This is a genomic window from Streptomyces sp. NPDC058758, from assembly GCF_042746075.1.
Classification (GTDB): domain Bacteria; phylum Actinomycetota; class Actinomycetes; order Streptomycetales; family Streptomycetaceae; genus Streptomyces.
In genome coordinates this window covers 337,010-358,347 of sequence record NZ_JBHYPS010000001.1, presented here as the reverse complement: position 1 = coordinate 358,347, position 21,338 = coordinate 337,010, and the positions used below count along the sequence as shown (strand labels likewise).

Annotated in this window: 20 protein-coding genes; 15 read left to right on the top strand and 5 right to left on the bottom strand. The window is 74.7% G+C overall.

The window, feature by feature from the left end; translation table 11 throughout:
• Positions 1 to 23 precede the first annotated feature (23 nt).
• From ACFW6A_RS01635 to ACFW6A_RS01620, 4 genes are all read left to right on the top strand, one after another.
• Complete coding sequence (locus tag ACFW6A_RS01635; RefSeq protein WP_351840927.1) at positions 24 to 1,388, top strand: NYN domain-containing protein; 1,365 nt, start codon at positions 24 to 26, stop codon at positions 1,386 to 1,388.
• 265 nt (positions 1,389 to 1,653) lie between these two features.
• Positions 1,654 to 2,700, top strand: a complete 1,047-nt coding sequence (locus tag ACFW6A_RS01630; RefSeq protein WP_351840929.1) for an NlpC/P60 family protein — start codon at positions 1,654 to 1,656, stop codon at positions 2,698 to 2,700.
• Positions 2,701 to 2,887: 187 nt separating this feature from the next.
• Positions 2,888 to 3,913: an NlpC/P60 family protein gene (locus ACFW6A_RS01625; protein ID WP_351840931.1), complete on the top strand. Its 1,026-nt coding sequence runs from the start codon at positions 2,888 to 2,890 to the stop codon at positions 3,911 to 3,913.
• Between the two features lie 59 nt (positions 3,914 to 3,972).
• A complete protein-coding gene (locus tag ACFW6A_RS01620) occupies positions 3,973 to 5,196 on the top strand; it encodes a hypothetical protein (protein WP_351840933.1) in 1,224 nt (407 codons plus the stop codon).
• Here the strand turns inward: ACFW6A_RS01620 and ACFW6A_RS01615 are convergent.
• A complete protein-coding gene (locus ACFW6A_RS01615) occupies positions 5,172 to 5,723 on the bottom strand; it encodes a PadR family transcriptional regulator (RefSeq protein WP_351840935.1) in 552 nt (183 codons plus the stop codon). The two genes, ACFW6A_RS01620 and ACFW6A_RS01615, sit on opposite strands and share 25 nt — an antisense overlap.
• A 97-nt stretch (positions 5,724 to 5,820) precedes the next feature.
• On the opposite strand from ACFW6A_RS01615, the gene ACFW6A_RS01610 reads away from it, so the two are divergent.
• Positions 5,821 to 7,179: an MATE family efflux transporter gene (locus ACFW6A_RS01610; protein ID WP_386483562.1), complete on the top strand. Its 1,359-nt coding sequence runs from the start codon at positions 5,821 to 5,823 to the stop codon at positions 7,177 to 7,179.
• On the opposite strand, the gene ACFW6A_RS01605 is transcribed toward ACFW6A_RS01610, so the two are convergent.
• Complete coding sequence (locus ACFW6A_RS01605; RefSeq protein WP_351840939.1) at positions 7,140 to 8,420, bottom strand: glycosyltransferase family 87 protein; 1,281 nt, start codon at positions 8,418 to 8,420, stop codon at positions 7,140 to 7,142. The genes ACFW6A_RS01610 and ACFW6A_RS01605 overlap by 40 nt on opposite strands.
• 96 nt (positions 8,421 to 8,516) lie before the next feature.
• Here ACFW6A_RS01605 and ACFW6A_RS01600 point away from each other — a divergent pair, with 96 nt between their 5' ends.
• The gene (locus tag ACFW6A_RS01600; RefSeq protein ID WP_351840941.1) at positions 8,517 to 9,659 is read left to right on the top strand and encodes a glycosyltransferase family 4 protein; all 1,143 of its coding nucleotides are present in this window, start codon (positions 8,517 to 8,519) and stop codon (positions 9,657 to 9,659) included.
• 51 nt (positions 9,660 to 9,710) lie between these two features.
• Here ACFW6A_RS01600 and ACFW6A_RS01595 read toward each other — a convergent pair whose 3' ends face one another.
• Complete coding sequence (locus ACFW6A_RS01595; RefSeq protein WP_351840942.1) at positions 9,711 to 11,507, bottom strand: AMP-dependent synthetase/ligase; 1,797 nt, start codon at positions 11,505 to 11,507, stop codon at positions 9,711 to 9,713.
• Between the two features lie 259 nt (positions 11,508 to 11,766).
• On the opposite strand from ACFW6A_RS01595, the gene ACFW6A_RS01590 reads away from it, so the two are divergent.
• From ACFW6A_RS01590 to ACFW6A_RS01565, 6 genes are all read left to right on the top strand, one after another.
• Entirely contained in the window at positions 11,767 to 12,534 is a 768-nt protein-coding gene (locus ACFW6A_RS01590) for a metallophosphoesterase (RefSeq protein WP_351840944.1), read from the top strand.
• Positions 12,535 to 12,625: 91 nt separating this feature from the next.
• Positions 12,626 to 13,066, top strand: a complete 441-nt coding sequence (locus ACFW6A_RS01585; protein ID WP_351840946.1) for an SRPBCC family protein — start codon at positions 12,626 to 12,628, stop codon at positions 13,064 to 13,066.
• An 81-nt stretch (positions 13,067 to 13,147) separates the two neighbouring features.
• On the top strand, positions 13,148 to 14,314 hold the full coding sequence (locus tag ACFW6A_RS01580; RefSeq protein WP_351840948.1) for an ArsA-related P-loop ATPase: 1,167 nt from the start codon (positions 13,148 to 13,150) through the stop codon (positions 14,312 to 14,314).
• Between the two features lie 55 nt (positions 14,315 to 14,369).
• Positions 14,370 to 14,867, top strand: a complete 498-nt coding sequence (locus tag ACFW6A_RS01575; RefSeq protein ID WP_351840950.1) for a DUF5304 domain-containing protein — start codon at positions 14,370 to 14,372, stop codon at positions 14,865 to 14,867.
• A gap of 67 nt (positions 14,868 to 14,934) precedes the next feature.
• Positions 14,935 to 15,876 carry an ROK family glucokinase gene (locus tag ACFW6A_RS01570; protein WP_351840952.1) on the top strand — a complete coding sequence of 314 codons (942 nt, stop codon included), beginning with the start codon at positions 14,935 to 14,937 and terminating at the stop codon, positions 15,874 to 15,876.
• Positions 15,877 to 15,949: 73 nt separating this feature from the next.
• Positions 15,950 to 16,705, top strand: a complete 756-nt coding sequence (locus ACFW6A_RS01565) for an endonuclease/exonuclease/phosphatase family protein (RefSeq protein ID WP_351840954.1) — start codon at positions 15,950 to 15,952, stop codon at positions 16,703 to 16,705.
• Between the two features lie 240 nt (positions 16,706 to 16,945).
• Here the strand turns inward: ACFW6A_RS01565 and ACFW6A_RS01560 are convergent, their stop codons facing one another.
• Both ACFW6A_RS01560 and ACFW6A_RS01555 read right to left on the bottom strand, forming a co-directional pair.
• A complete protein-coding gene (locus tag ACFW6A_RS01560; protein ID WP_351840956.1) occupies positions 16,946 to 17,593 on the bottom strand; it encodes a hypothetical protein in 648 nt (215 codons plus the stop codon).
• The gene (locus tag ACFW6A_RS01555; RefSeq protein WP_351841194.1) at positions 17,586 to 18,368 is read right to left on the bottom strand and encodes an alpha/beta fold hydrolase; all 783 of its coding nucleotides are present in this window, start codon (positions 18,366 to 18,368) and stop codon (positions 17,586 to 17,588) included. Before ACFW6A_RS01555 ends, ACFW6A_RS01560 begins: the two co-directional genes overlap by 8 nt.
• Before the next feature lie 175 nt (positions 18,369 to 18,543).
• Here ACFW6A_RS01555 and ACFW6A_RS01550 point away from each other — a divergent pair, with 175 nt between their 5' ends.
• The 3 genes from ACFW6A_RS01550 to ACFW6A_RS01540 are packed head-to-tail and all read left to right on the top strand — an operon-like array spanning position 18,544 to position 21,248.
• Complete coding sequence (locus ACFW6A_RS01550; RefSeq protein ID WP_351840958.1) at positions 18,544 to 19,290, top strand: lysophospholipid acyltransferase family protein; 747 nt, start codon at positions 18,544 to 18,546, stop codon at positions 19,288 to 19,290.
• 36 nt (positions 19,291 to 19,326) lie between these two features.
• Positions 19,327 to 20,556 carry a MacS family sensor histidine kinase gene (gene macS / locus ACFW6A_RS01545; RefSeq protein WP_351840960.1) on the top strand — a complete coding sequence of 410 codons (1,230 nt, stop codon included), beginning with the start codon at positions 19,327 to 19,329 and terminating at the stop codon, positions 20,554 to 20,556.
• Positions 20,557 to 20,600: 44 nt separating this feature from the next.
• Entirely contained in the window at positions 20,601 to 21,248 is a 648-nt protein-coding gene (locus ACFW6A_RS01540; RefSeq protein ID WP_351841196.1) for a response regulator transcription factor, read from the top strand.
• The last annotated feature ends 90 nt before the right edge of the window (positions 21,249 to 21,338 follow it).

Sequence of the window (21,338 nt, the reverse complement as noted above, 5' to 3'; positions counted from 1 at the left end):
GACGACAGTAGGGGTGACGGATCGTGGAGCAGTCCGCGCACGGTGACGAACCGGCCGGCGCGGCGGGTGACGCTGCCGAGACGCTCGACCATCCCCTGCCGGAGGGGGTACGGCGGCGGGTGATCGCGCTGGTCGCCGACGCCTTCGGCGGCCTGACCGTCGCCGAGCTGCCCGCCCCCCTGCGCCAGTACGCCCGTTTCACCGCGAGCCGGCGCGCCAAGTTCGCCGGCAACGCGATGGCCGCCGCCCTGGAGGGCGACCCGCTCTTCCGGCAGCGGATCGGCGAACGGTTCAGACAGGCTCAGCCGGAACTGGCCGGGGCCGTGGAGACCGGCGCGCCGCCCGCCGCCGCCGACCCCGTCGACGTGGCCGCGGCGGCCTACGTGCTGCGCCCGCCGGGCTGGGCCAAGCTGGTGGCCGCCGCCGGCGAGGAGGTCCAGCGCGCCGACGCCGAACGCGCCGACGAGGCGGGCCGGCGCGAGCTGGAGCGGCTCCGCGAGGAGCTGGCCGCCGCCCGCGACCGGACCAGGGACGAGACCGAGCAGCTCCGGCACGACCTGGAGGCCGCCCGCAAGGAAGCCGAATCGCTTCACCGCAAGCTGCGCAGCGCGCAGAGCGACGTGAAGCGCGGCGAGGCGGCGCTGCGCCGCGCCCAGGCCGAGATGGAGGCCGCCCGCGCCGAGTCGGCCGCCCAGGTGTCCGCCGCGGAGAGCGAGTCGCGGCGGCTCAAGGCCCGCCTCGGCGAGGCCGAGGCGGCCCTGGAGGCGAGCCGCCGGGCCGCCCGCGAGGGGCGTTCGGTGGAGGACATGCGGCTGCGGCTGCTGCTCGACACCGTCCTGGACGCGGCCCAGGGGCTGCGGCGCGAACTCGCCCTGCCGCCCGTGTCGGTGCATCCGGCGGACACCGTGGACGCCGTGGAGCCGGGGCGGATGTCCCCGAAGGACATCGCGGCCCGCGCCCTGTCGGAGACCGATCCGGCCCTGCTCGACCAGCTGTTGGAGCTGCCGCAGACGCATCTGGTCGTCGACGGCTACAACGTCACCAAGACCGGCTACCCGACGATGCCGCTGGAGAAGCAGCGGCTGCGGCTGCTCGGCGGGCTCTCCGCGCTCGCGGCCCGCTCGGGCGCCGAGGTCACCTGCGTCTTCGACGGGGCGGAGCTGGCCGCCCCGGTGCTCCTCGCGCCGCCGCGCGGGGTGCGGGTGCTCTTCTCCAAGCCCGGTGTCACGGCGGACGAGTTGATCCGCCAGCTGGTGCGGGCGGAGCCGCCGGGCCGGCCGGTCGTCGTGGTCTCCACCGACCGCGAGGTGGCGGACGGCGTCGCGAAGGCCGGTGCGCGGCCGGTGGCGTCGGCTCTGCTCCTCAAGCGCCTTTCGCGGCTCTCGTAACGACTCGCCCGGCTCACAACTCTTGTTCCCTATGCCCGTTTTCTGGAGTGCGGACCGTCAAGTGCCGGTCACACGCGGTGTGATGTGTGTAAATAAAGTGCTGCGTGAGCGAGTTTTTTGCCGTCGGGATTTGAACTGATCACAACTTGGTCACTAGGGTCGGGCCTCGAACCTTCGCGCGGTTGATCACCCATCAGGGCGGTCCGTGGAGGAACCGCCTGCCCCTGACCGGCCGGGCGGCTCGAGGAAGAAGGAGCTCGCCTTCGTGGCGTCCCACCGTCGACCCAAGCAGCCGAGCCGCACCCGTGTGACCGTGCTCACCGCGACCGCGGCCGCCGCCGTCGCGTTCTCCGCCCAGACCGGAGCCCAGGCGGCCCCCAAGCCGAAGATCGACGAGGTCAAGTCGAAGGTCGACAAGCTCTACCACGAGGCCGAGGAGGCCACGGAGCAGCACAGCCTGGCCGAGGAGCGCCGCGGCAAGCTGCAGAAGGAGATCGGCCAGATCCAGGACCGGGTGGCCCGTGGGCAGCAGGAGCTGAACACCCTCCGGGACCAGATCGGTTCGGTCGCCAGCGCCCAGTACCGCTCCGGCGGCATCGACCCGGCGCTCCAGCTCTTCCTCTCGTCGAACCCCGACGACTACCTGGACAAGGCGTCCGCCATCGGCCGGGTCACCGACCAGCAGGCCGACGTCCTCGCCACCATCCAGGACAAGCAGCGCGCCCTCGCCCAGGAGCGCGCCGAGGCCACCGCCAAGCTCGCCGACCTCGAAGAGGTCCGCAAGACGCTCGCCGAGAAGAAGAGCAAGGTCCAGGGCAAGCTCGCCGACGCCCGCAAGCTGCTCAACACGCTCACCGCCGAGGAGCGCGCCCGCATCCAGCAGGAGGAGCGGGCCGAGGCCGAGCGCGCCTCCCGTGCCGCCGCCCCCCGCCTCGACCTGGGCAACGAGGCCCCGGCCAGCGGTCTGGGCGCCGCCGCCCTCTCCGCCGCCGCCACCCAGCTCGGCAAGCCGTACGTCTCCGGCGCCGAGGGCCCCAACGCGTACGACTGCTCCGGTCTGACCATGTGGGCCTACCGCCAGGCCGGCGCCCGGCTGACCCGCACCACGTACACCCAGCAGAACGACGGCGTGAAGATCGGCCGCAGCCAGCTCCGCCCGGGCGACCTGGTCTTCTTCAACGGCCTGTCGCACGTCGGCCTGTACGCGGGCAACAACACGATCCTGCACGCCCCGAAGCCGGGCGCCGTGGTCCGCTACGAGTCGATGAACTACATGGGCACCTTCCAGTTCGGTGTCCGCATCGGCGGCTGACCCGCCCGGCCGTGCCGCCCGAACGGGTGGTTCGCGGCACACCTCGCTGACCCGACGCCCCGCCGGTGACCTTGTGATCTCCGGCGGGGCGTCATTTTTCGCGCCCGGCGCCTTCGTTGGACGGGGTCGAGGGAGCGGCTACTGTCTGCCGCGCCAGTCCCCACGAGCCGAACGGAGAGCGCGAGCCGTGGCCTCCCACCGCCGACCCGCCCGGGTCACCGTCCTGACCGCAGCGGCCGCGGCCACCGCGGCGGCCTCCCTCGGCGCCGTCCCCGCGAGCGCCGACCCGGGCGCCGGCACCGCGGCCACCCGCGCCAAGGTCGACCGGCTCTACGAGGAGGCCGAGCGGGCCGCCGAGGGCTACAACCGGGCGGACGAGAAGGCGGACGCGCTGCGGCGGAAGGTCGGCCGGGCCCAGGACAGCCTCGCCCGCGGCCAGGAGCGCATCAACCGGATGCGGGGGGCGCTCGGCTCCCTCGCCGGCGCCCAGTACCGCTCCGGCGGCCTCGACCCGGCCCTCGTCCTGCTGCTCTCCTCCGACCCGGACAGCTACCTCGACCGCGCCTCCGCCCTCGACCGGGTCACCGCCCGGCAGAGCGCCGCCCTCACCGAGCTCCAGCGGGAGCGCCGCCGGCTCGACCAGGAACGCGCCGAGGCCCGCACCGCCCTCGGCGAGCTGGAGCGCAGCCGCGCCGAGGTGGCCCGCCACAAGCGGTCCGTGGAGCGCAAGCTCGCCGAGGCCCGCCGGCTCCTCGCCTCCCTCACCGCCGCCGAGCGCGCCGACTACGAGCGGGCCTCCCGCTCCGGCGGACGCGCCGGCGGCCCGGCCGAGGAGCTGCCGCCGGCCGCCGACCTCGGCCCGGCCGACTCGCGGGCCTCCGCCGCGGTGCTCGCCGCCCGCAGCGCCGTCGGCAAGCCGTACGTCTGGGGCGCGACCGGCCCCACCGCCTTCGACTGCTCGGGGCTGATGGTCTGGGCGTACCGGCAGGCCGGGATCAGCCTGCCGCGCACCTCGGCCGCCCAGCGCCACGCGGGCCGGCAGGTGCCGCTCTCCCAGGCGCAGCCCGGCGACCTCGTCACGTACCGCGGCGACGCCAGCCACGTCGCCATCTACGCCGGGAACGGGCAGGTCATCCACGCCCCCTATCCCGGCGCCCGGGTCCGCTACGACCCGGTCGACATGATGTCGCACGTGACGGTGACCCGCCCCTGAGCCCGCCGCAGCCCGCTCCGGGAGGCGTCGGCCCGTCACCCGGTCGTACGATCTGAGGCGTGGCGGAACAGGGGTGCGGAGCGCGTCGGCCGGCGGCCGTGGTGCTCGCCCTGGTCCTCGCGCTCGCCGCGCTCGTCGGCTGCGGCACCGCCGCCCGGCCCGCCGACCCCGCCCTGCGCGAGGTGCAGGCCCTGCTCGACCGGCACGCCGAGGCCCTCCTGGACCGCGACGAGACCGCCTGGCTCGCCGCCGCCGACCCCGCGCACCGCGCCGCCGCGCGCACCGAGTTCCGCCGCCTCGCCCAGGTCCCGCTCGCCGGGTGGAGCTACCGCGTCACCGGCGTCGACCGGACCGGCGAGGGCCGGCTCACCGCCCGCGTGGAGCGCGGCCACCGCGTCGCCGGATACGACGCGGGCCCCCTCGGCGCCGACCGGGTCATGGACTTCGCCGAGCGGGACGGGCGCTGGTACGTGACCGGCGAGCGGCCCGCCGAGGGCGCCCCGGCGCGGCTCTGGGAGCAGGGCGAGGTCACCGCGGTGCGCGGCGCCCGCTCGCTCGTCCTCGGGGTCGGCCAGGACCGGGACCGGCTGGCCGAGATCGCCCGGCTCGCCGACCGGGCCGTGCCCGCCGTCGACGCGGTCTGGAGCCCCGCCTGGGCCCGCCGGGTCCTGGTCCTGGTCCCGGCCTCGCTCGACGACATGGGCGGGCTGCTCGCGGCGGACGGCTCGCAGTACCGGGGGATAGCGGCCGTCACCACCGGGGAGACCGGGCACCGGGCCGACGCGCCCGCCGACCGCGTGATCGTCAACCCCGAGGCGTACGGCGTGCTCGGCGACTTCGGCCGGGAGCTGATCCTCACCCACGAGACCGTCCACGTCGCCACCCGCGCCCACACCTCGCCGTCCACCCCGGTCTGGCTCTCCGAAGGCTTCGCGGACTGGGCCGCCTACCGGGGCGGCGGCCGCACCCCCGCCGAGGCCGCCCCCGAGCTGCGCCGGGCCGTGCGGGCCGGGGACGTGCCCGCCGCCCTCCCCGAGGACGCCGACTTCGGCTTCGAGGGCGACGGCGACGCCCTGGCCCGCGCCTACGAGAGCGGCTGGCTGGCCTGCGCGATGATCGCCGACCGCTGGGGCGAGGACCGGCTGACCGCCTTCTACCGCGAGGTGGGCGCCCACCCGGGCCGGGAGGGCGCGGTGGAGAGCGCCCTGCGGAAGGTGCTGGACACGACGCCGGAGGCGTTCACCGAGGAGTGGCGGGCCTACCTGCGGTCCCGGCTCGGCTGAGCGCGGGCGTCGAGCTCCGCCAGGGCCTCCGCGAGCCAGGCCTTCTCCTCGGTGCCGGTGGCGCGGGCGATCCGGAGCATGCCGCGGCGGAAGAGGTCGGGCTCCGCCTCGACGGTGGCCGGGGCGCCGTCCTCGTAGAAGAAGCTGGCCGGGGTCAGCAGGAAGGCCTGGCGGCGGCGGAGGACGCCGGCCTGCTCCGCCGGGTCCGGCAGCAGGCCGAGGAAGGTCAGCAGGGTGAAGAAGCGCTGGCCGTCGGTGATCTCGACGTCCTTGGGGGAGCGGAGCCGGTCGAGCAGCCCGGCGCGGCCCTCCGGGGTGAGCGAGAGGGTGCGGCGGGGTGCGGCGCCGGCGCCCGGTCCGGTGCGGCTCTCCACCAGGCCGTCCCTCACCAGCCGGTTGATCGCCGGGTAGAGGGCGCCGTCGCTCACCGGGCGGACGTGGCCGCTCAGCGCCTGGATGCGCTCCTTCAGCTCGTACCCGTGCAGCGGCCGCTCGTACAGGAAGCCCAGGATCGACAGCTCCAGCACCGGGCGCCCTCCTTCCGCGCTTGTCCTCGCTCCTCCCCGCATGCTACCTCTTTTCGAGGTGCCTCGAATCGAGGTACATCGTTTCGAGGGGGGATCCATGGGGACGCAGCGGAGTCACCGCCGCACGCTCGTCCGGCTCGGCGGACCGGTCTATCTGGAACTGCTCGCCGGGGTCGCCGCCGGGATCATCAACATGGTCTGGGTCGCCCGGCTCGGCGGGGACGCGGTCGCCGCCGTCGCCCTCGCCACCAACGTCGAGAACCTGCTCCTCGGCGTGGTCCTCATGGCCGGCTCCGGCACCACCGTGCTCGTCGCCCGGGCCCGCGGCGCCGCCGACCCCGGGGCCGTCCGCACCGCCGTCCGGGGCGGGACGGCCCTGTGCGCCCTGCTCGTCCCGCCCGTCGCCCTCGGCGGCCTGCTGCTCCGCGAACCGCTCGCCGCCCTCCTCCTGGGCGGGACCGGCGGCGGCACCGGGCACGACGGCGCGTACGCCCTCACCGTCGCCTACCTCGCCGTCTCGCTCCCCGGCACCGCCGTCCTCTACGCCGGGAACGTCCTCGACGGCGTCCTCAAGGGCGCCGGGGACACCCGCACCCCGATGCGGCTCGCCTTCCTCGCCAATGGCCTGATCCTGGTCCTCGACCCGCTGCTCATCCACGCGTACGGAGTGCCGGGCGCCGCCCTCGCCACCGTCCTCGGCCGCACCGCCGCCCTCGCCGCCGGCCTGGCCGCCCTCCGCCGCCACCCGCTGCTCAGGGCCGCCCGGGCCACCGCGCCCACCGGGACGACCGCGGCCGCCCTGCGCCGCACCGCCGCCACCGGACTGCCGATGGCCGCCGACTTCACCCTGCGGATGGGCGGCGCGCTCGCCCTCGTCGCCGTCGTCGCCCGGCTCGGCGTGACCGAGACCGCCGCCTACGGCATCGCCACCAAGGGCATGTACGTCGCCACCATGGCCCTCTACGCGGTGCGCCAGGCGGCGGCCATCCACACCGCCCACCTGCTCGGCGCCGGTTCCGGGGCCGGCGGACGCGCGGCCGTCGCCCGCGCCGCGACCCTGCTCGGGGCCGGGCTGGGGACGGGCTTCGCCGCGCTCCTGTGGGCCGGGGCGGACGGCGTGATGCGGCTCTTCGGCGCCGGGCCCGAGGTCGCCGCGGCGGGCGCGCTCTTCCTGCGCTGCCTCGCCGGCTACCTCCCGCTCATGGGGGCGTACATCGCCGCCGCCGGGGTCTTCGACGGCGCGGGGGCCAGCCGGTACCTGGCCGGGATCACCGTCGCCGGCGTCCTCCTCCAGCTGCCGCTCGCCCTCGCCCTGTCAGGGCTCGGCCTCCCCGGGATCTGCCTGGCCATGACGCTCGCCATGGCCGCGCAGCTCGGCGCGCTGGCGGTGTCGCACCGCCGTACCGCGCGCGCCGCTCAGGCCGAGCGGGTGAGCACCTTCTCGGGCTCCGGCTGACCCGCCGGGACCGGGATCGCCACCGAGCCCGCCTCGGTGACCGTGTGCTTCCACAGGATCCGGCAGGCCATGAGCGTGGCCGCGATCAGCAGGCCGTTGCGCAGGAACAGCACCCCGATGCCCAGCCAGTCGCTCTGCGTCACGTGCGAGAACCAGACCGGGAACTCGAACTGCGTCACCGCCGTCGCCCACAGGATCAGGTACGCCGGCGTCGCCATCCGGCTCGACCGGTAGGCCAGGCAGACCGCCGCGACCCCGACCAGCCAGATCATGTACTGGGGGGAGATCACCCGGCTCGTCGCGGTGAAGAGCAGCACCGCGACGAAGGCCGCGTCCGCCACCGTCGAGGAGGTGAAGCGGCGCGCCTTGAAGCGCCACACCAGCAGCCAGCCGAAGGCCGCCGCCGTCAGCGCCATCGCGCCCTTCGACACCCAGGACACGTACGGGCCGAGGAACTCGATCGAGCCGTAGTTCATCCGCGCCTCGCCGTCCCAGCCGAAGTGCCGGGCCACGTGGAAGACCATCGCCCCCAGCGACTCGACCTCCGTGCCCCGCTCGCTCTGGAAGGAGAGGAAGGCCAGCCCGCCCGGCATCCACACCATGCACAGCGCCAGCACGCCCAGCGCCGTCCCGGCCGCCACCGGCCAGGAACGCCAGGTCGCCCGGCCCTTCGGGGTGCCCACGAGGACCAGCGCCGGCCACACCTTGAGCACCGCGCCGAAACCGGCGAGCGCCCCCAGCACGCGCGGGCTGCGGATCGCGGCGAGCAGCCCCGCCACGGCCACGGCGGTGACCATGATGTCGTAGCGGGCGTACGCGGTCGGGCCCATCAGCGGCACGGCCGCCAGCCACAGCCAGGCCCCGCGCATCGTCCGGCCCGGACGGCCGCCGGTGTACACCAGCAGCCCGAAGACGAGGGCGTCGCAGAGGAAGGCCAGCACGAAGAAGGCGGCCGAGTAGTTCAGGAACGGCAGGAGGGCGGGGGAGAGGATCGCGAGGGCCGCCGCCGGCGGGTACTGCCAGGTGACGTCGTCCTGCGGGTACGTGCCGGTCTTCAGGACCTCGTACCAGCTCTGGTAGATCTGCTCCACGTCACTGGTGACGTCCGGACCCGGCACCACCACGATCCGGAAGACGCACACCAGGAGGACGATCCTGGTCAGCGCCCACAGACCGAGCGGAAGACGCAACTCCCGCAGTCGTCCAGCCGTGCGCGAGCCGATCCCCACTGCGCCCGTCATACCTGTCCTGTTCCTGTCCTGTCGGTCCGCTCGCGCGGAGAGGGGTGGTGCCGGGCGAAGGGTACGATCGCGTGCCATCACGTACTGTCTGTCACGATGCACAAGACCCTGATCGTAACGAACGATTTCCCGCCGCGTCCCGGCGGAATCCAGGCGTTCCTGCACAACATGGCGTTGCGACTGGACCCCGACCGGCTCGTGGTCTACGCCTCCACGTGGAAGCGAGGCCGCGAAGGGGCGGAGGCCACCGCTCTGTTCGACGCGGAACAGCCTTTCACGGTTGTCCGGGACCGCACCACCATGCTGTTGCCCACACCACGGGTGACCGCGCGGGCCACCGCGCTGCTGCGCGAACACGGCTGCGCGTCGGTCTGGTTCGGCGCCGCCGCGCCCCTCGGCCTGATGGCGCCCGCGCTGCGCCGGGCCGGCGCGGAGCGGCTGGTCGCCACCACCCACGGCCACGAGGCCGGCTGGGCCCAGCTGCCCGCCGCCCGGCAGCTGCTGCGGCGGATCGGCGAGGGCACGGACACCCTCACCTACCTCGGCGAGTACACCCGCTCCCGGATCGCGTCCGCGCTCACCCCGGCCGCCGCCGGCCGCATGGTGCAGCTGCCGCCCGGCGTCGACGAGAAGACCTTCCACCCCGGCTCCGGCGGCGACGAGGTCCGGGCCCGCCTCGGCCTCACCGACCGCCCGGTCGTCGTCTGCGTCTCCCGGCTCGTCCCGCGCAAGGGCCAGGACACCCTGATCCGCGCCCTGCCCCGGATCCTGCGGCAGGTGCCCGACGCCGTCCTGCTGATCGTCGGCGGCGGCCCGTACGAGCGGGACCTGCGCCGGCTCGCCGCCGAGACGGGCGTCGCCGCCTCCGTCCGCTTCACCGGCGCCGTGCCCTGGTCGGAGCTGCCCGCCCACTACGGCGCCGGCGACGTCTTCGCCATGCCCTGCCGCACCCGGCGCGGCGGCCTCGACGTCGAGGGCCTCGGCATCGTCTACCTGGAGGCGTCCGCGACCGGCCTCCCGGTCGTCGCCGGCGACTCCGGCGGCGCCCCCGACGCCGTCCTCGACGGCGAGACCGGCTGGGTCGTGCGCGGCGAGTCCGCGGAGGACACCGCCGACCGCGTCACCACCCTCCTCCTCGACCCGGCCCTGCGCGCCCGCATGGGCGAGCGCGGCCGCGCCTGGGTGGAGGAGAAGTGGCGCTGGGACCTGCTGGCGGAACGGCTCAGGGAACTGCTCTGAGACACGGGGAAGGGGCCCGGCGCATCGGCGCCGGGCCCCTTCCCCGTGGCCTCACTTGCTGTAGATCGCCTCGATCTCGTCCGCGAAGTCCTTCGCCACCACGTTCCGCTTCAGCTTCAGCGACGGGGTGATGTGGCCCGCCTCCTCGGTGAACTGGGACGCCAGGACGCGGAACTTGCGGACCGACTCCGCCTTCGAGACCGCCGCGTTGCCGTCGTCGACCGCGCGCTGGACCTCGGCGAGCAGCTCCGGGTCCTCGCGGAGGGCGGCGGCGGTGGTGCCGGCCGGCTTGCCGTGCTCGGACGCCCAGCGGCCCAGGAACTCCTCGTCGAGGGTGACCAGGGCGCCGACGAACGGACGCCCGTCGCCGACCACCATGCACTCCGCGACCAGCGCGTGGGCGCGGATCCGGTCCTCGATGACCGCCGGGGCGACGTTCTTGCCGCCCGCCGTCACCAGGATCTCCTTCTTCCGGCCGGTGATCGCGAGGTAGCCGTCCTCGTCGAGGGTGCCGATGTCGCCGGTGTGGAACCAGCCGTCGGCCAGCGCCTCGGCCGTCGCCGCCCCGTTGTTCCAGTACTCCGTGAAGATGTGCTCGCCGTGCAGCAGCACCTCGCCGTCGTCCGCGATCCGCACCACCGACCCCGGCAGCGGCTGGCCGACCGTCCCGATCTTCGGGCGGTCCCACGGGTTGAAGGCGGTCGCCGCGCAGGACTCGGTGAGGCCGTAGCCCTCCAGGACCGTGAAGCCGATGCCGCGGAAGAAATGGCCCAGCCGCTCGCCCAGCGGCGCCCCGCCGGAGATCGCGTACTCGCCGCGCCCGCCGAGGACCGCCCGCAGCTTCGAGTAGACCAGCTTGTCGAAGACCTTGTGCTTGAGCTTCAGGCCGAAGGACGGGCCCTGCGGGGTGGCCAGCGCGCGGCTGTAGGCGATGGCCGTGTGCGCGGCCTTGTCGAAGATCTTGCCCTTGCCGTCGGCCTGCGCCTTGGCCCGCGCCGAGTTGTAGACCTTCTCGAAGACCCGCGGGACACCCAGGATCAGCGTCGGGCGGAAGGAGGCCAGCTCGTCCGTGAGGGTCTTGATGTCCGGGAGGCAGCCCAGGCGGATCGGGGCCATCACCGAGGCCACCTCGATCAGCCGGCCGAAGACGTGCGCGGCCGGGAGGAAGAGCAGCACCGAGGACTCGCCGGTGCGGAAGAGCGGCTTCAGGCGCTCCACCACGTTGCCGCACTCGGCGAAGAACGCCCGGTGCGTCAGCACGCAGCCCTTGGGGCGGCCCGTCGTGCCCGAGGTGTAGACGATGGTCGCCGGGTCGTCCGCGTTCGCCGCCGACATCCGGGCGTCCAGGGCCTCGTCCGAGACCTCCGCGCCGGAGGCCGTCAGCCGCTCGATCGCGCCGTCCTCGATCTGCCACAGGCCCTTCAGCTCCGGCAGCCCGTCCCGTACGGACTCCACCGCCGCCTGGTGCGCCGCGGACTCCACGAGCGCGAGCGAGGCGCCCGAGTCGCCGAGGATCCACTGGATCTGCTCCGGCGAGCTGGTCTCGTACACGGGCACGGTCACCGCGCCCGCGCTCCAGATCGCGAAGTCGAGCAGCACCCACTCGTAGCGGGTGCGGGAGAGCAGCGCGACGCGGTCGCCGACCCCGACCCCGGCGGCGATCAGGCCCTTCGCGGCCCCGCGCACCTCGGCGAGGAACTCCGCGGCGGTCACGTCCGTCCACACGCCGTCGGCCTTGCGGCCCATCACGGCGACGTCTGGGTGCTGGGAGGCGTTGCGGCGGATGAGATCCGTCAGGTTGCCGTCCGAAGGGACCTCGTACAGGGCCGGAAGGCTGAACTCGCGCAAGACTGCTGCTCCTCATCGGGCTCCGGTGCCACGGCTCTGTGTGGATGCACCAGTGCGGTCCATGATCGGGCAGGTGCTCGGTGGGGGTGAGCACGACTGTGGACTGCCCGGACGTTACCCACCAGTACGTGGTTCCCGATAGGGGGTCCCGGCCAGATGTTCCGTGCGTCACACCAGCGTGACGGTCCTCTCCGCACAGTAATCCACAGCTTTCCCGACTCCCAAGTAACCGCAGGTCCGACGCCCTAAGGTGGGGCCCATGCGAGTCCACGTGGTCAGCGACGTGCACGGCAACTCCGGCGCCCTCGCCAGGGCGGGGGACGGCGCCGACGCCCTCATATGCCTCGGCGACCTGGTCCTCTTCCTCGACTACGCCGACCACAGCCGGGGCATCTTCCCCGACCTCTTCGGCACGGCGAACGCCGACCGGATCGTCGAGCTGCGCACCGCCCGCCGCTTCGACGAGGCCCGCGACCTGGGCCGCAGCCTCTGGGCCGGCCTCGCCGTCGACCGCGAGACCGCCATCGAGTCCGCCGTCCGCCGCCAGTACGCCGAACTCTTCGCCGCCTTCCCCACCCCCACGTACGCCACCTACGGCAACGTCGACATCCCCGCCCTCTGGCCCGAGTACGCGGGCCCCGGCACCACCGTCCTCGACGGGCAGCGGATCGAGCTCGGCGGCCTGGTCCTCGGCTTCGTCGGCGGCGGCCTGCGCACCCCCATGCGCACCCCGTACGAGATCTCGGACGAGGAGTACGCCGCCAAGGTCGAGGCCCTCGGCGAGGTCGACGTCCTCTGCTCCCACATCCCGCCCGAGGTCCCCGAGCTGACCTACGACACCGTCGCCCGCCGCTTCGAGCGCGGCAGCACCGCCCTCCTCGACGCCATCCGCCGCACCCGCCCCCGCTACGCCCTCTTCGGCCACGTCCACCAGCCGCTGGCCCGCCGGATGCGGATCGGCTCCACCGAGTGCGTGAACGTCGGGCACTTCGCCTCGACCGGCCGCCCCTTCGCCCTGGAGTGGTGACGGGGGCGACACGGGGGCGCGATAGCCTTCCGTCGGCACGTCTGTGCCCCGATGTACGCCCGCCGGACCGCACAGTGGAGGAGCCACCGCGATGGCCGAACACACCAGCTCGAGCATCACCATCGAGGCGGCGCCGGCCGACGTCATGGGCGTGATCGCCGACTTCGCCCGCTACCCCGACTGGACCGGCGAGGTCACCCAGGCCGAGGTCCTCCAGACCGACGACGCCGGCCGCGCCGAGAAGGTCCGGCTCGTCCTCGACGCCGGCGCCATCAAGGACGACCACACCCTCGCGTACACCTGGACCGGCGCGAACGAGGTCAGCTGGACCCTGGTCAAGTCCCAGATGCTGCGCTCCCTCGACGGCTCCTACCGGCTCGCCGAACTCCCCGGCAACCGCACCGAGGTCACCTACCAGCTGACCGTCGACGTCAAGATCCCCATGCTCGGCATGATCAAGCGCAAGGCCGAGAAGGTCATCATCGACCGCGCCCTGGCCGGCCTGAAGAAGCGCGTCGAGTCCAAGGCCTGAGGGGCGGAGGGCCGCACCGGGGCACCGACGGGCGGGGGCCGCGCGGCCGGCGCCCGGGCGCCCCGCGATAGCGTCACCCGCATGCGGATCATCCTCGTCACCGGAGCCGGCGGCGCCGGGCGCACCACGGTCGCCGTCGCGACCGCCCTCGCCGAGGCACGCGCCGGCCGACGCGTGCTGCTCGTCCCCGGCGACGCGGACCCGGACCGCCCCGGACCGCTCGCCGAGGCCGCCGAGGCCGCGGGTCCCGGGACGCTGACCGTGCTGCGGCCCGACCCCGCGGGGGACTTCCGGCGGGAGTTCCTCGCCCTCCAGGCCCGCTCCTCGACCGCCCTCGACCTCCTCGGGGCCTCGCCCTTCGAGGACGCCGAACTCACCGAACTGCCCGGCAGCCGCCAGTTCTCCCTGCTCCGGGCGCTGCGGGAGGCCGCCACCGGGGACCACGACCTCGCCGTCGTCGACCTGCCGCCACTGCGCGAGGCCCTCACCGTCCTCGCCCTCCCCGAGCAGCTCCGCCGCTACCTGCGCCGGCTGCTGCCGCCCGAGCGGCAGGCCGCCCGCGCGCTGCGCCCGATGCTCGCCCAGCTCGCCGGCGTCCCCATGCCCGCCCGGTGGCTGTACGAGACCACCGCCCGCTGGGAGCGGGAACTCGCCGCCGTCCAGGCCGTCGTCGAGGCCCCCGGCACCACCGTCCGGCTCGTCCTCGAACCCGGCCCGGCCGCCGCCGCCACCCTCCGCGACGCCCGCCTCGGCCTCGCCCTCCAGGGCCTCGCCCTCGACGCCGTGATCGCCAACCGGCTCCTCCCCGCCGCCTCCGAGGACTCCTGGCTCGCCGCCCTCACCGCCGAACAGCACCGGCACCTCGACGCCCTCCGCGCCGACGCCGGGGACGTCCTGCACGAGCTGCCGCACCTCGGCCGCGACCCGCGCGGCCCCGGGGACCTCGCCCTGCTCGCCGCCGTACGCCCCGGCCTGGAGCCCGTCCCCGCGCCCGCCCCGGCCGTCGAGGACCGGCGCGCCCGGGACGGCGTGCTCGTCTGGCACCTGCCGCTGCCCGGCGCCGTCAAGCAGGACCTCTCCCTCGTCCGCCGGGGCGACGAGCTGCTCCTCGCCGCCGGCCCCTTCCGCCGCACCCTCCCCCTCCCGCCCGCCCTGCGCCGCTGCACCGTCACCGGCGCCGGACTCGTCGACGGCGACCTCGCGATCCGCTTCGCCCCCGACCCCGGACTGTGGCCCGAGCCCTCCTGACCCCCGCACCCGGGCGTGTACCGTCGAAGGAAGGGAAGCGACGGAGGAGTACGCCATGAGCAGCGAGCGGGACCCCTGGGCCGACGCCTGTGCCGAGGACCTGGAGGCGGAGAAGGCCCGCCGCCGCGCGCGGCACGGGGAGGAACCCGGCTCGCCCGCCGAGGAGTTCCGCAAGCTCTTCGAGGCCGTCGCCGAGAAGCTCGCCGGCGGACTCGGCGCCGCGGCCCCGCTGTTCGGCGGGCAGGACGCCGCCCGCGCCGCCGCCCAGGCCGCCGAGACCGTCAAGGGCCTCGTCAACCAGGCGAAGGCCGCCGTCGAGCCCGTCATCGAGCGCAATCCGCAGGTCTTCGACCACCTCGCCGCCGCCGGCAGCGAACTCCTCGCCGCCTACCGCTCCGCCGTCGAGGGCCACGAAACCCGCTGGACCCGCGGCCCCGGCCTCTCCGAGGACGACCCCCGCCGCGCCGCCGGCACCCCCGGCGAGCCCGCCCCGGAGGAGCGCCGCGACGGCGAGGACGGCCCCGCCACCGGCCGTCCCATCGATCTGGACTGATCAGTGCGGCGCCCTCCCCTCGGGTACGGTGGGCCCTAGCGGGGCTCGACCGAAAACTGAGGGATTCATGGGACTCACCATCGGCGTCGACATCGGCGGCACGAAGATCGCGGCCGGCGTGGTCGACGAGGAGGGCAACATCCTCGACACGCACACGGTGCCCACCCCACCGACCCCCGAAGGCATCGTCGACGCCATCGGCGCGGCCGTCTCCGAGGCCGGCAAGGGACACCCGATCGAGGCCGTCGGCATCGGCGCCGCCGGATACGTCGACGACAAGCGGGCCACCGTCCTCTTCGCGCCGAACATCGACTGGCGGCACGAGCCGCTGAAGGACAAGGTCGAGCAGCGCGTCGGCCTCCCCGTCGTCGTGGAGAACGACGCCAACGCGGCCGCCTGGGGCGAGTACCGCTTCGGCGCAGGCCAGGGCCACGAGGACGTCATCTGCATCACCCTCGGCACCGGCCTCGGCGGCGGCATCATCATCGGCAACAAGCTGCGCCGCGGACGCTTCGGCGTCGCCGCCGAGTTCGGCCACATCCGGGTCGTCCCCGACGGCCTGCTGTGCGGCTGCGGCAGCCAGGGCTGCTGGGAGCAGTACGCCTCCGGCCGCGCCCTCGTCCGCTACGCCCGGCAGCGCGCCAACGCCACCCCCGAGCGGGCCGAGGTCCTGCTCGGCCTCGGCGACGGCTCCCCGGAGGGCATCCAGGGCAAGCACGTCAGCGAGGCCGCCCGCGCGGGCGACCCGGTCGCCGTCGACTCCTTCCGCGAGCTGGCCCGCTGGGCCGGCGCGGGCCTCGCCGACCTGGCGTCGCTCTTCGACCCCTCGGCGTTCATCGTCGGCGGCGGCGTCTCGGACGAGGGCGACCTCGTCCTGGACCCGATCCGGAAGTCCTTCCGGCGCTGGCTGATCGGCGGTCAGTGGCGACCGCACGCCCAGGTGCTCGCCGCCCAGCTCGGGAACAAGGCCGGTCTCGTCGGCGCGGCGGACCTGGCCCGTCAGGGCTGACCCCCGCGTCCCGTCCGGCCGATGCCCGCCGCGCCCTCTGGGGCGGGGCGGGCATCGGGCCTATGTTGGGCCCATGGCCCTCGACGCGACCGGCGCGCTGCCCGCCTCCCGTACCGAGCCGGACGGCTCCGCCGTGGTCCGGATCCTCAGCTACAACATCCGCTCGATGCGCGACGACGAGGACGCCCTCGCCCGGGTGATCCGGGCCTGCGCCCCCGACGTCGTCCTCGTCCAGGAGGCCCCGCGCTTCTTCCGCTGGCGCAAGCACGCGGCCCGGCTGGCCGCCAAGAGCGAACTGGTGACGCTCTCCGGCGGGGCCACCGCCGCGGGGCCGCTGCTGCTCTGCTCGCTGCGCGCCACCGTCGAGCGGACCGAGGACGTCCTCCTGCCGCTCACCCCCGGACTGCACCGGCGGGGCCTCGCCACCGCCGTCGTCCGCTTCGGGGCCGTACGGCTGGGTCTCGTCAGCTGCCACCTGAGCCTGCGCGAGGACGAGCGGTACGCCCAGGCCGGGCTGGTACTCGACCGGGTGGCCGCGCTGGGCACCCTGTACACGATCGTCGCCGGCGACCTCAACGAGCGCCCCGGCGGCCGCGCCTCCACCCGGCTCGCCGAGAGGCTCAGGGACGGCTGGACGACCGCCCCCCGGGGCACCGAGCACACCCACCCCGCGACCGACCCGCACCAGCGCATCGACGCGATCCTCGCCACGCCCCCGGTGGAGTTCCTGGGCTGCGGCGTCCCCTCCGGCCTCCCCCCGGCCGACCTGACCGCCGCCACGGACCACCTCCCGGTACTGGCGGCGGTCAGGCTCCGCGCGGGGGTCTGACACCCGCCCGGTCCCCCGGCGGGCGGAGTCCGCCTCAGCCGGCCGAAGCCCGGAAGGCGCCTCGGGCGCCGAGCGGTGCGAGGGCGGCGTCGGAGGGGGCAGCCCACCTCCCGGTGCTGGCGGCGGTCAGGCTCCGCGCGGGGGTCTGAGGCCCGTCCGGCTCCCGGACTGTGTCGGGAGGGGCGGCCCGTCTGCCGGTACGGGCGGCGGGCGGGCCCCCGGGCGGGGGCCCGCCCGGGGTCACACGACCGCGCCGCGGCCCGGGTCGTCGTAGCCGTCGTCCTCGTCGTCGCCCTTCATCCGGGCCACCAGGGTCACGAAGCCGCCCAGGAAGCCGCCGACGCACAGGGTGGTCAGCCACCAGGTCATGTCCCACCGGAGGAGGACCGCGAGCAGCATCAGGACCGGGCCGCCGACCACCGCGAGCCAGGCGAACTTGGTGGTGGTGTCCGCCTCCGGGAGCGGCGGCGGCTCCGGCGGCACGAAGTGCCCCTCGTCCGCGCCGCCGGGACCCTCCTCCGGCTCGGCCACGCTGTAGTCGCGCGGACCTCCGCCCGGGCGCACCCCGGGCGCGAAGGTGATCGAGCTGCCGAGGGCGGGCCCGGCGCCAGGGCCGTCGTCGTCATCCGCCTCGGGCTCCGGCTCGGCCGGTGCCGGCTCCCGCTTCGTCTTGTCCGGCTTCGGTACGTCGCTCCCCGAGGCGGCCCGGGCCTCCCGCGCCTCCAGCTCCTCCGGCTCGGGCAGCCGCAGGTTCTCGATCGGCCGGAACGGCCGCGCCCCCGGCGGGTCCGCGGGCTCCTCGCCGTACCCCGCGACGATCGCGGCCCACGCCGCCTCCTCGTCGATGGGCTGCGGCTCCCGCTCGCCGCCGTCCTGCTGGTCAGCCACCGCTCCTGCTCCCCTTCCCGCCCACGACTCCCGGGGCGAGACGCTCGACGAACGCCAGACTCTCCTCGAAGATCCTCTCCGCGTCATGGTCCAACGTCGCGACGTGGTAGCTCTGTTCCAGCAGGACCTCGCGGACGTCCGTGGAGGAGACCCGGGCGAGCACCCGCGCCGAGTCGGCCGGCGGCACCACGTGGTCGTCCGGGCTGTGCAGCAGCAGGAGGGGCTGGGTGACCTGCGGCAGCTCGGCGTCCACCAGCCGGAAGAACTGCCGGAGCGAGTGCGCCGCGTGCAGCGGGACGCGGTCGTACCCGACCTCGGTCACGCCCTCCTTCGCGATGTCGTTGGCGACGCCCTTCGTCGTCGGGACGAGGTGCCGCACGACGGGCAGGGCGTGCGCGGCGAGGCCGTGCACCTTGTTGCCCGGGTTGACGAGCACGATGCCGCGGACCGCGTCCCCGTGCTTCGCGGCGAGGCGGAGGGTCAGCGCCCCGCCCATGGAGAGGCCGAAGACGAAGACCGAGGAGCAGCGGGCGGTCAGCTCGCGCAGCGCCCGGTCCACCTCCGCGTACCAGTCGTGCCAGGTGGTGAGCTGCATGTCCTGCCAGCGCGTGCCGTGCCCGGGCAGCAGGGGCACCGACACGGTCAGGCCGCGGTCCGCGAGGTACTCGCCCCACGGGCGCATCGACTGCGGGGAACCGGTGAATCCGTGACAGAGAAGGACGCCGACCTCTCCGCCCTCATGGCGGTACGGCTCGGCTCCGGGAAGGACCGGCACCGGGGTCTCCTGTTCGGTCTGCGGCTCCGGCGCGTCGGGACGCGGGAACCGTGCGGCGACGGGGGGAAGGACCTTCACGGTACGCGACCGGACCGACACCGACCAGGGCCGCAGCGGGGGCGGCACGTCGCCACGGGATAAAGTCGTCGCGACGGCACACGGAAGGCATGGCGAGTTGATCTACGGCGCAATGAAGTTCTCCATCGGCGGGTCCCTGAAGCTCGCCTTCCGGCCCTGGGTGGAGGGCCTGGAGAACGTGCCCGCCGAAGGGCCCGCGATCCTGGCCAGCAACCACCTGTCCTTCTCGGACTCCTTCTTCCTGCCCGCGGTCCTCGACCGCAAGGTCACCTTCATCGCCAAGGCGGAGTACTTCACCACGCCCGGCGTGAAGGGCCGGCTGACCGCGGCCTTCTTCAAGGGCGTCGGCCAGCTCCCGGTGGACCGCTCGGGCGCCCGCGGCGCCGGCGAGGCGGCCATCAAGGCCGGCATCGAGGTCATCGAGGGCGGCGGCCTCTTCGGCATCTACCCCGAGGGCACCCGCTCGCCCGACGGCCGGCTCTACCGCGGCAAGCCCGGCGGGCTCGCCCGGGTCGCGCTGGCCACCGGCGCCCCGGTGATCCCCGTCGCCATGATCGACACCGAGAAGATCCAGCCGCCCGGCAAGGTCGTCCCGAAGCTCATGCGCCCCGGGATCAGGATCGGCAAGCCGCTGGACTTCTCCCGCTACCAGGGCATGGACGGCGACCGCTTCATCCTCCGCTCGGTGACCGACGAGGTCATGTACGAGATCATGAAGCTGTCCGGCCAGGAGTACGTGGACATCTACGCGACGGCCGCCAAGCGGCAGCTCGCCGAGGCCGAGAAGGCCGCCAAGGAGGCCGTGAAGGCGGAGATCGCCGCACGGGAAGAGTCCGGCGCCTGACGTTCCCGTGGGGGAGCGCCGGTGGGGGTGGGGGAGATGGCCAAGCGCGAGCGTGTCGTGCGCATGTCGGTGGAGCAGCCGCTGTGGCGGGCGCTGACCGGCTACCGCGTCCTGACGACGGTCTACGCCGTACTGATCTTCGCCACCGGCCGGGACCGCTACGAGCGGCCCTGGATCGCCGTCGCCTACCTCGCGGTGCTCTGCGTCTGGACCCTCGCCACCCTGCCCAAGGTGGCGAACGCGGCGAGCTGCACCAAGCGCTTCCTCACCGCCGACCTCGCCCTCGCCCTCACCGGCATCCTCCTCACCCCGCTCGCCGACGCCCACGCCCAGACCGTGGACGGCCCCACGCTGCCGACGATATGGACGGCCGGCTCGGTCCTCGCCTACGCCATCAAGGGCGGCTGGCGCTGGGCCGGCTTCGCCTCCTCCCTCGTCGCCGTCGCCAACATCATCGAGCGGGGCCACCCCAGCCGGGACACCGTCCACAACGTGATCCTGGTCTGGGTGGCCTCCATCGCCATCGGCTACGTCGTCGAGGTCGCCCGCGCCTCCGAGCGCACCCTCGCCCGCGCCCTGGAGATCGAGGCCGCGACCCGCGAGCGCGAGCGGCTCGCCCGCGACATCCACGACAGCGTCCTCCAGGTCCTCGCCATGGTGCAGCGGCGCGGCACCGCCCTCGGCGGGGAGGCCGCCGAGCTGGGCCGGATGGCCGGTGAGCAGGAGGTCGCGCTGCGGACCCTGGTGGCCGGCGGCCTCACCCGCGCCAGCCACGTCTCCGAGGACGAGTCCGAGGGCGCGGTCGTCCGGGTCGTCGAGGTCGACGACGAGCCCGCCGACGACGCCCCCGTCGACCTGCGCACCCTGCTCGCCCCGCGGGCCGGCGCCCGGGTCACCCTCTCCGACCCCGGCGTGCCCGTGCCGCTGCCCTCCGCCGCCGCCCGCGAGCTGGCCGCCGCCGTCGGCGCCGCCCTGGACAATGTGCGGGTGCACGCGGGCGCGGACGCGCGCGCGTGGATCCTGGTCGAGGACTGGGACGACGAGGTCATCGTCACCGTCCGGGACGACGGGCCCGGCATCCCGGAGGGCCGGCTCGCGGAGGCGGAGGGCGAGGGCCGGATGGGCGTCGCGCTCTCCATCCGGGGGCGCCTGCGCGACCTGGGCGGCACGGCCGAGCTGATCTCGGTCCCCGGCCAGGGCACCGAAGTCGAACTGAAGGTCCCGCGACCGGCGCGGGACGCACGGGGGAAGGCAGGAGAGAAGTGAACGAGGCACACGGCGAGGCGGAGCGGGGACGGCCCGTCAAGGTGATGGTCGTCGACGACCACCCCATGTGGCGGGACGCCGTCGCCCGCGACCTGGCGGAGGCGGGCTTCTCCGTCGTCGCCACCGCGGGCGACGGCGAGCAGGCCGTCCGCCGGGCCCCGGCCGCCGCCCCCGACGTCCTGGTCCTGGACCTGAACCTGCCGGCCAAGCCGGGCGTCCAGGTCTGCAAGGAGCTGGTCGGGACGCTGCCCGGGCTGCGGGTCCTGGTCCTCTCGGCGAGCGGCGAGCACGCCGACGTCCTGGAGGCCGTGAAGTCCGGCGCCACCGGCTACCTGCTGAAGTCGGCCAGCACCGAGGAGCTGACCGACGCGGTCCGCCGCACCGCCGCGGGCGACCCCGTCTTCACCCCGGGCCTGGCGGGCCTGGTCCTCGGCGAGTACCGCCGCCTCGCCTCCGAGCCCGCGCCCGCCGCCGGCGCCGGCGAGCCCGAGGCGCCGCGCCTCACCGACCGCGAGACCGAGGTCCTGCGGCTCGTCGCCAAGGGCCTCAGCTACAAGCAGATCGCCGAGCGGCTGGTCATCTCGCACCGCACCGTGCAGAACCACGTCCAGAACACCCTGGGCAAGCTCCAGCTGCACAACCGCGTCGAGCTGGTCCGGTACGCGATCGAGCGCGGCCTCGACGAGGGCTGACCGGCCGGGCGCCGGGCGGGACGGGGGACGGGGCCGTATATTCGGCCGCATATGCGGCCTTGCGGCTTTTGCGGCTTTTCGGCGAGAGGA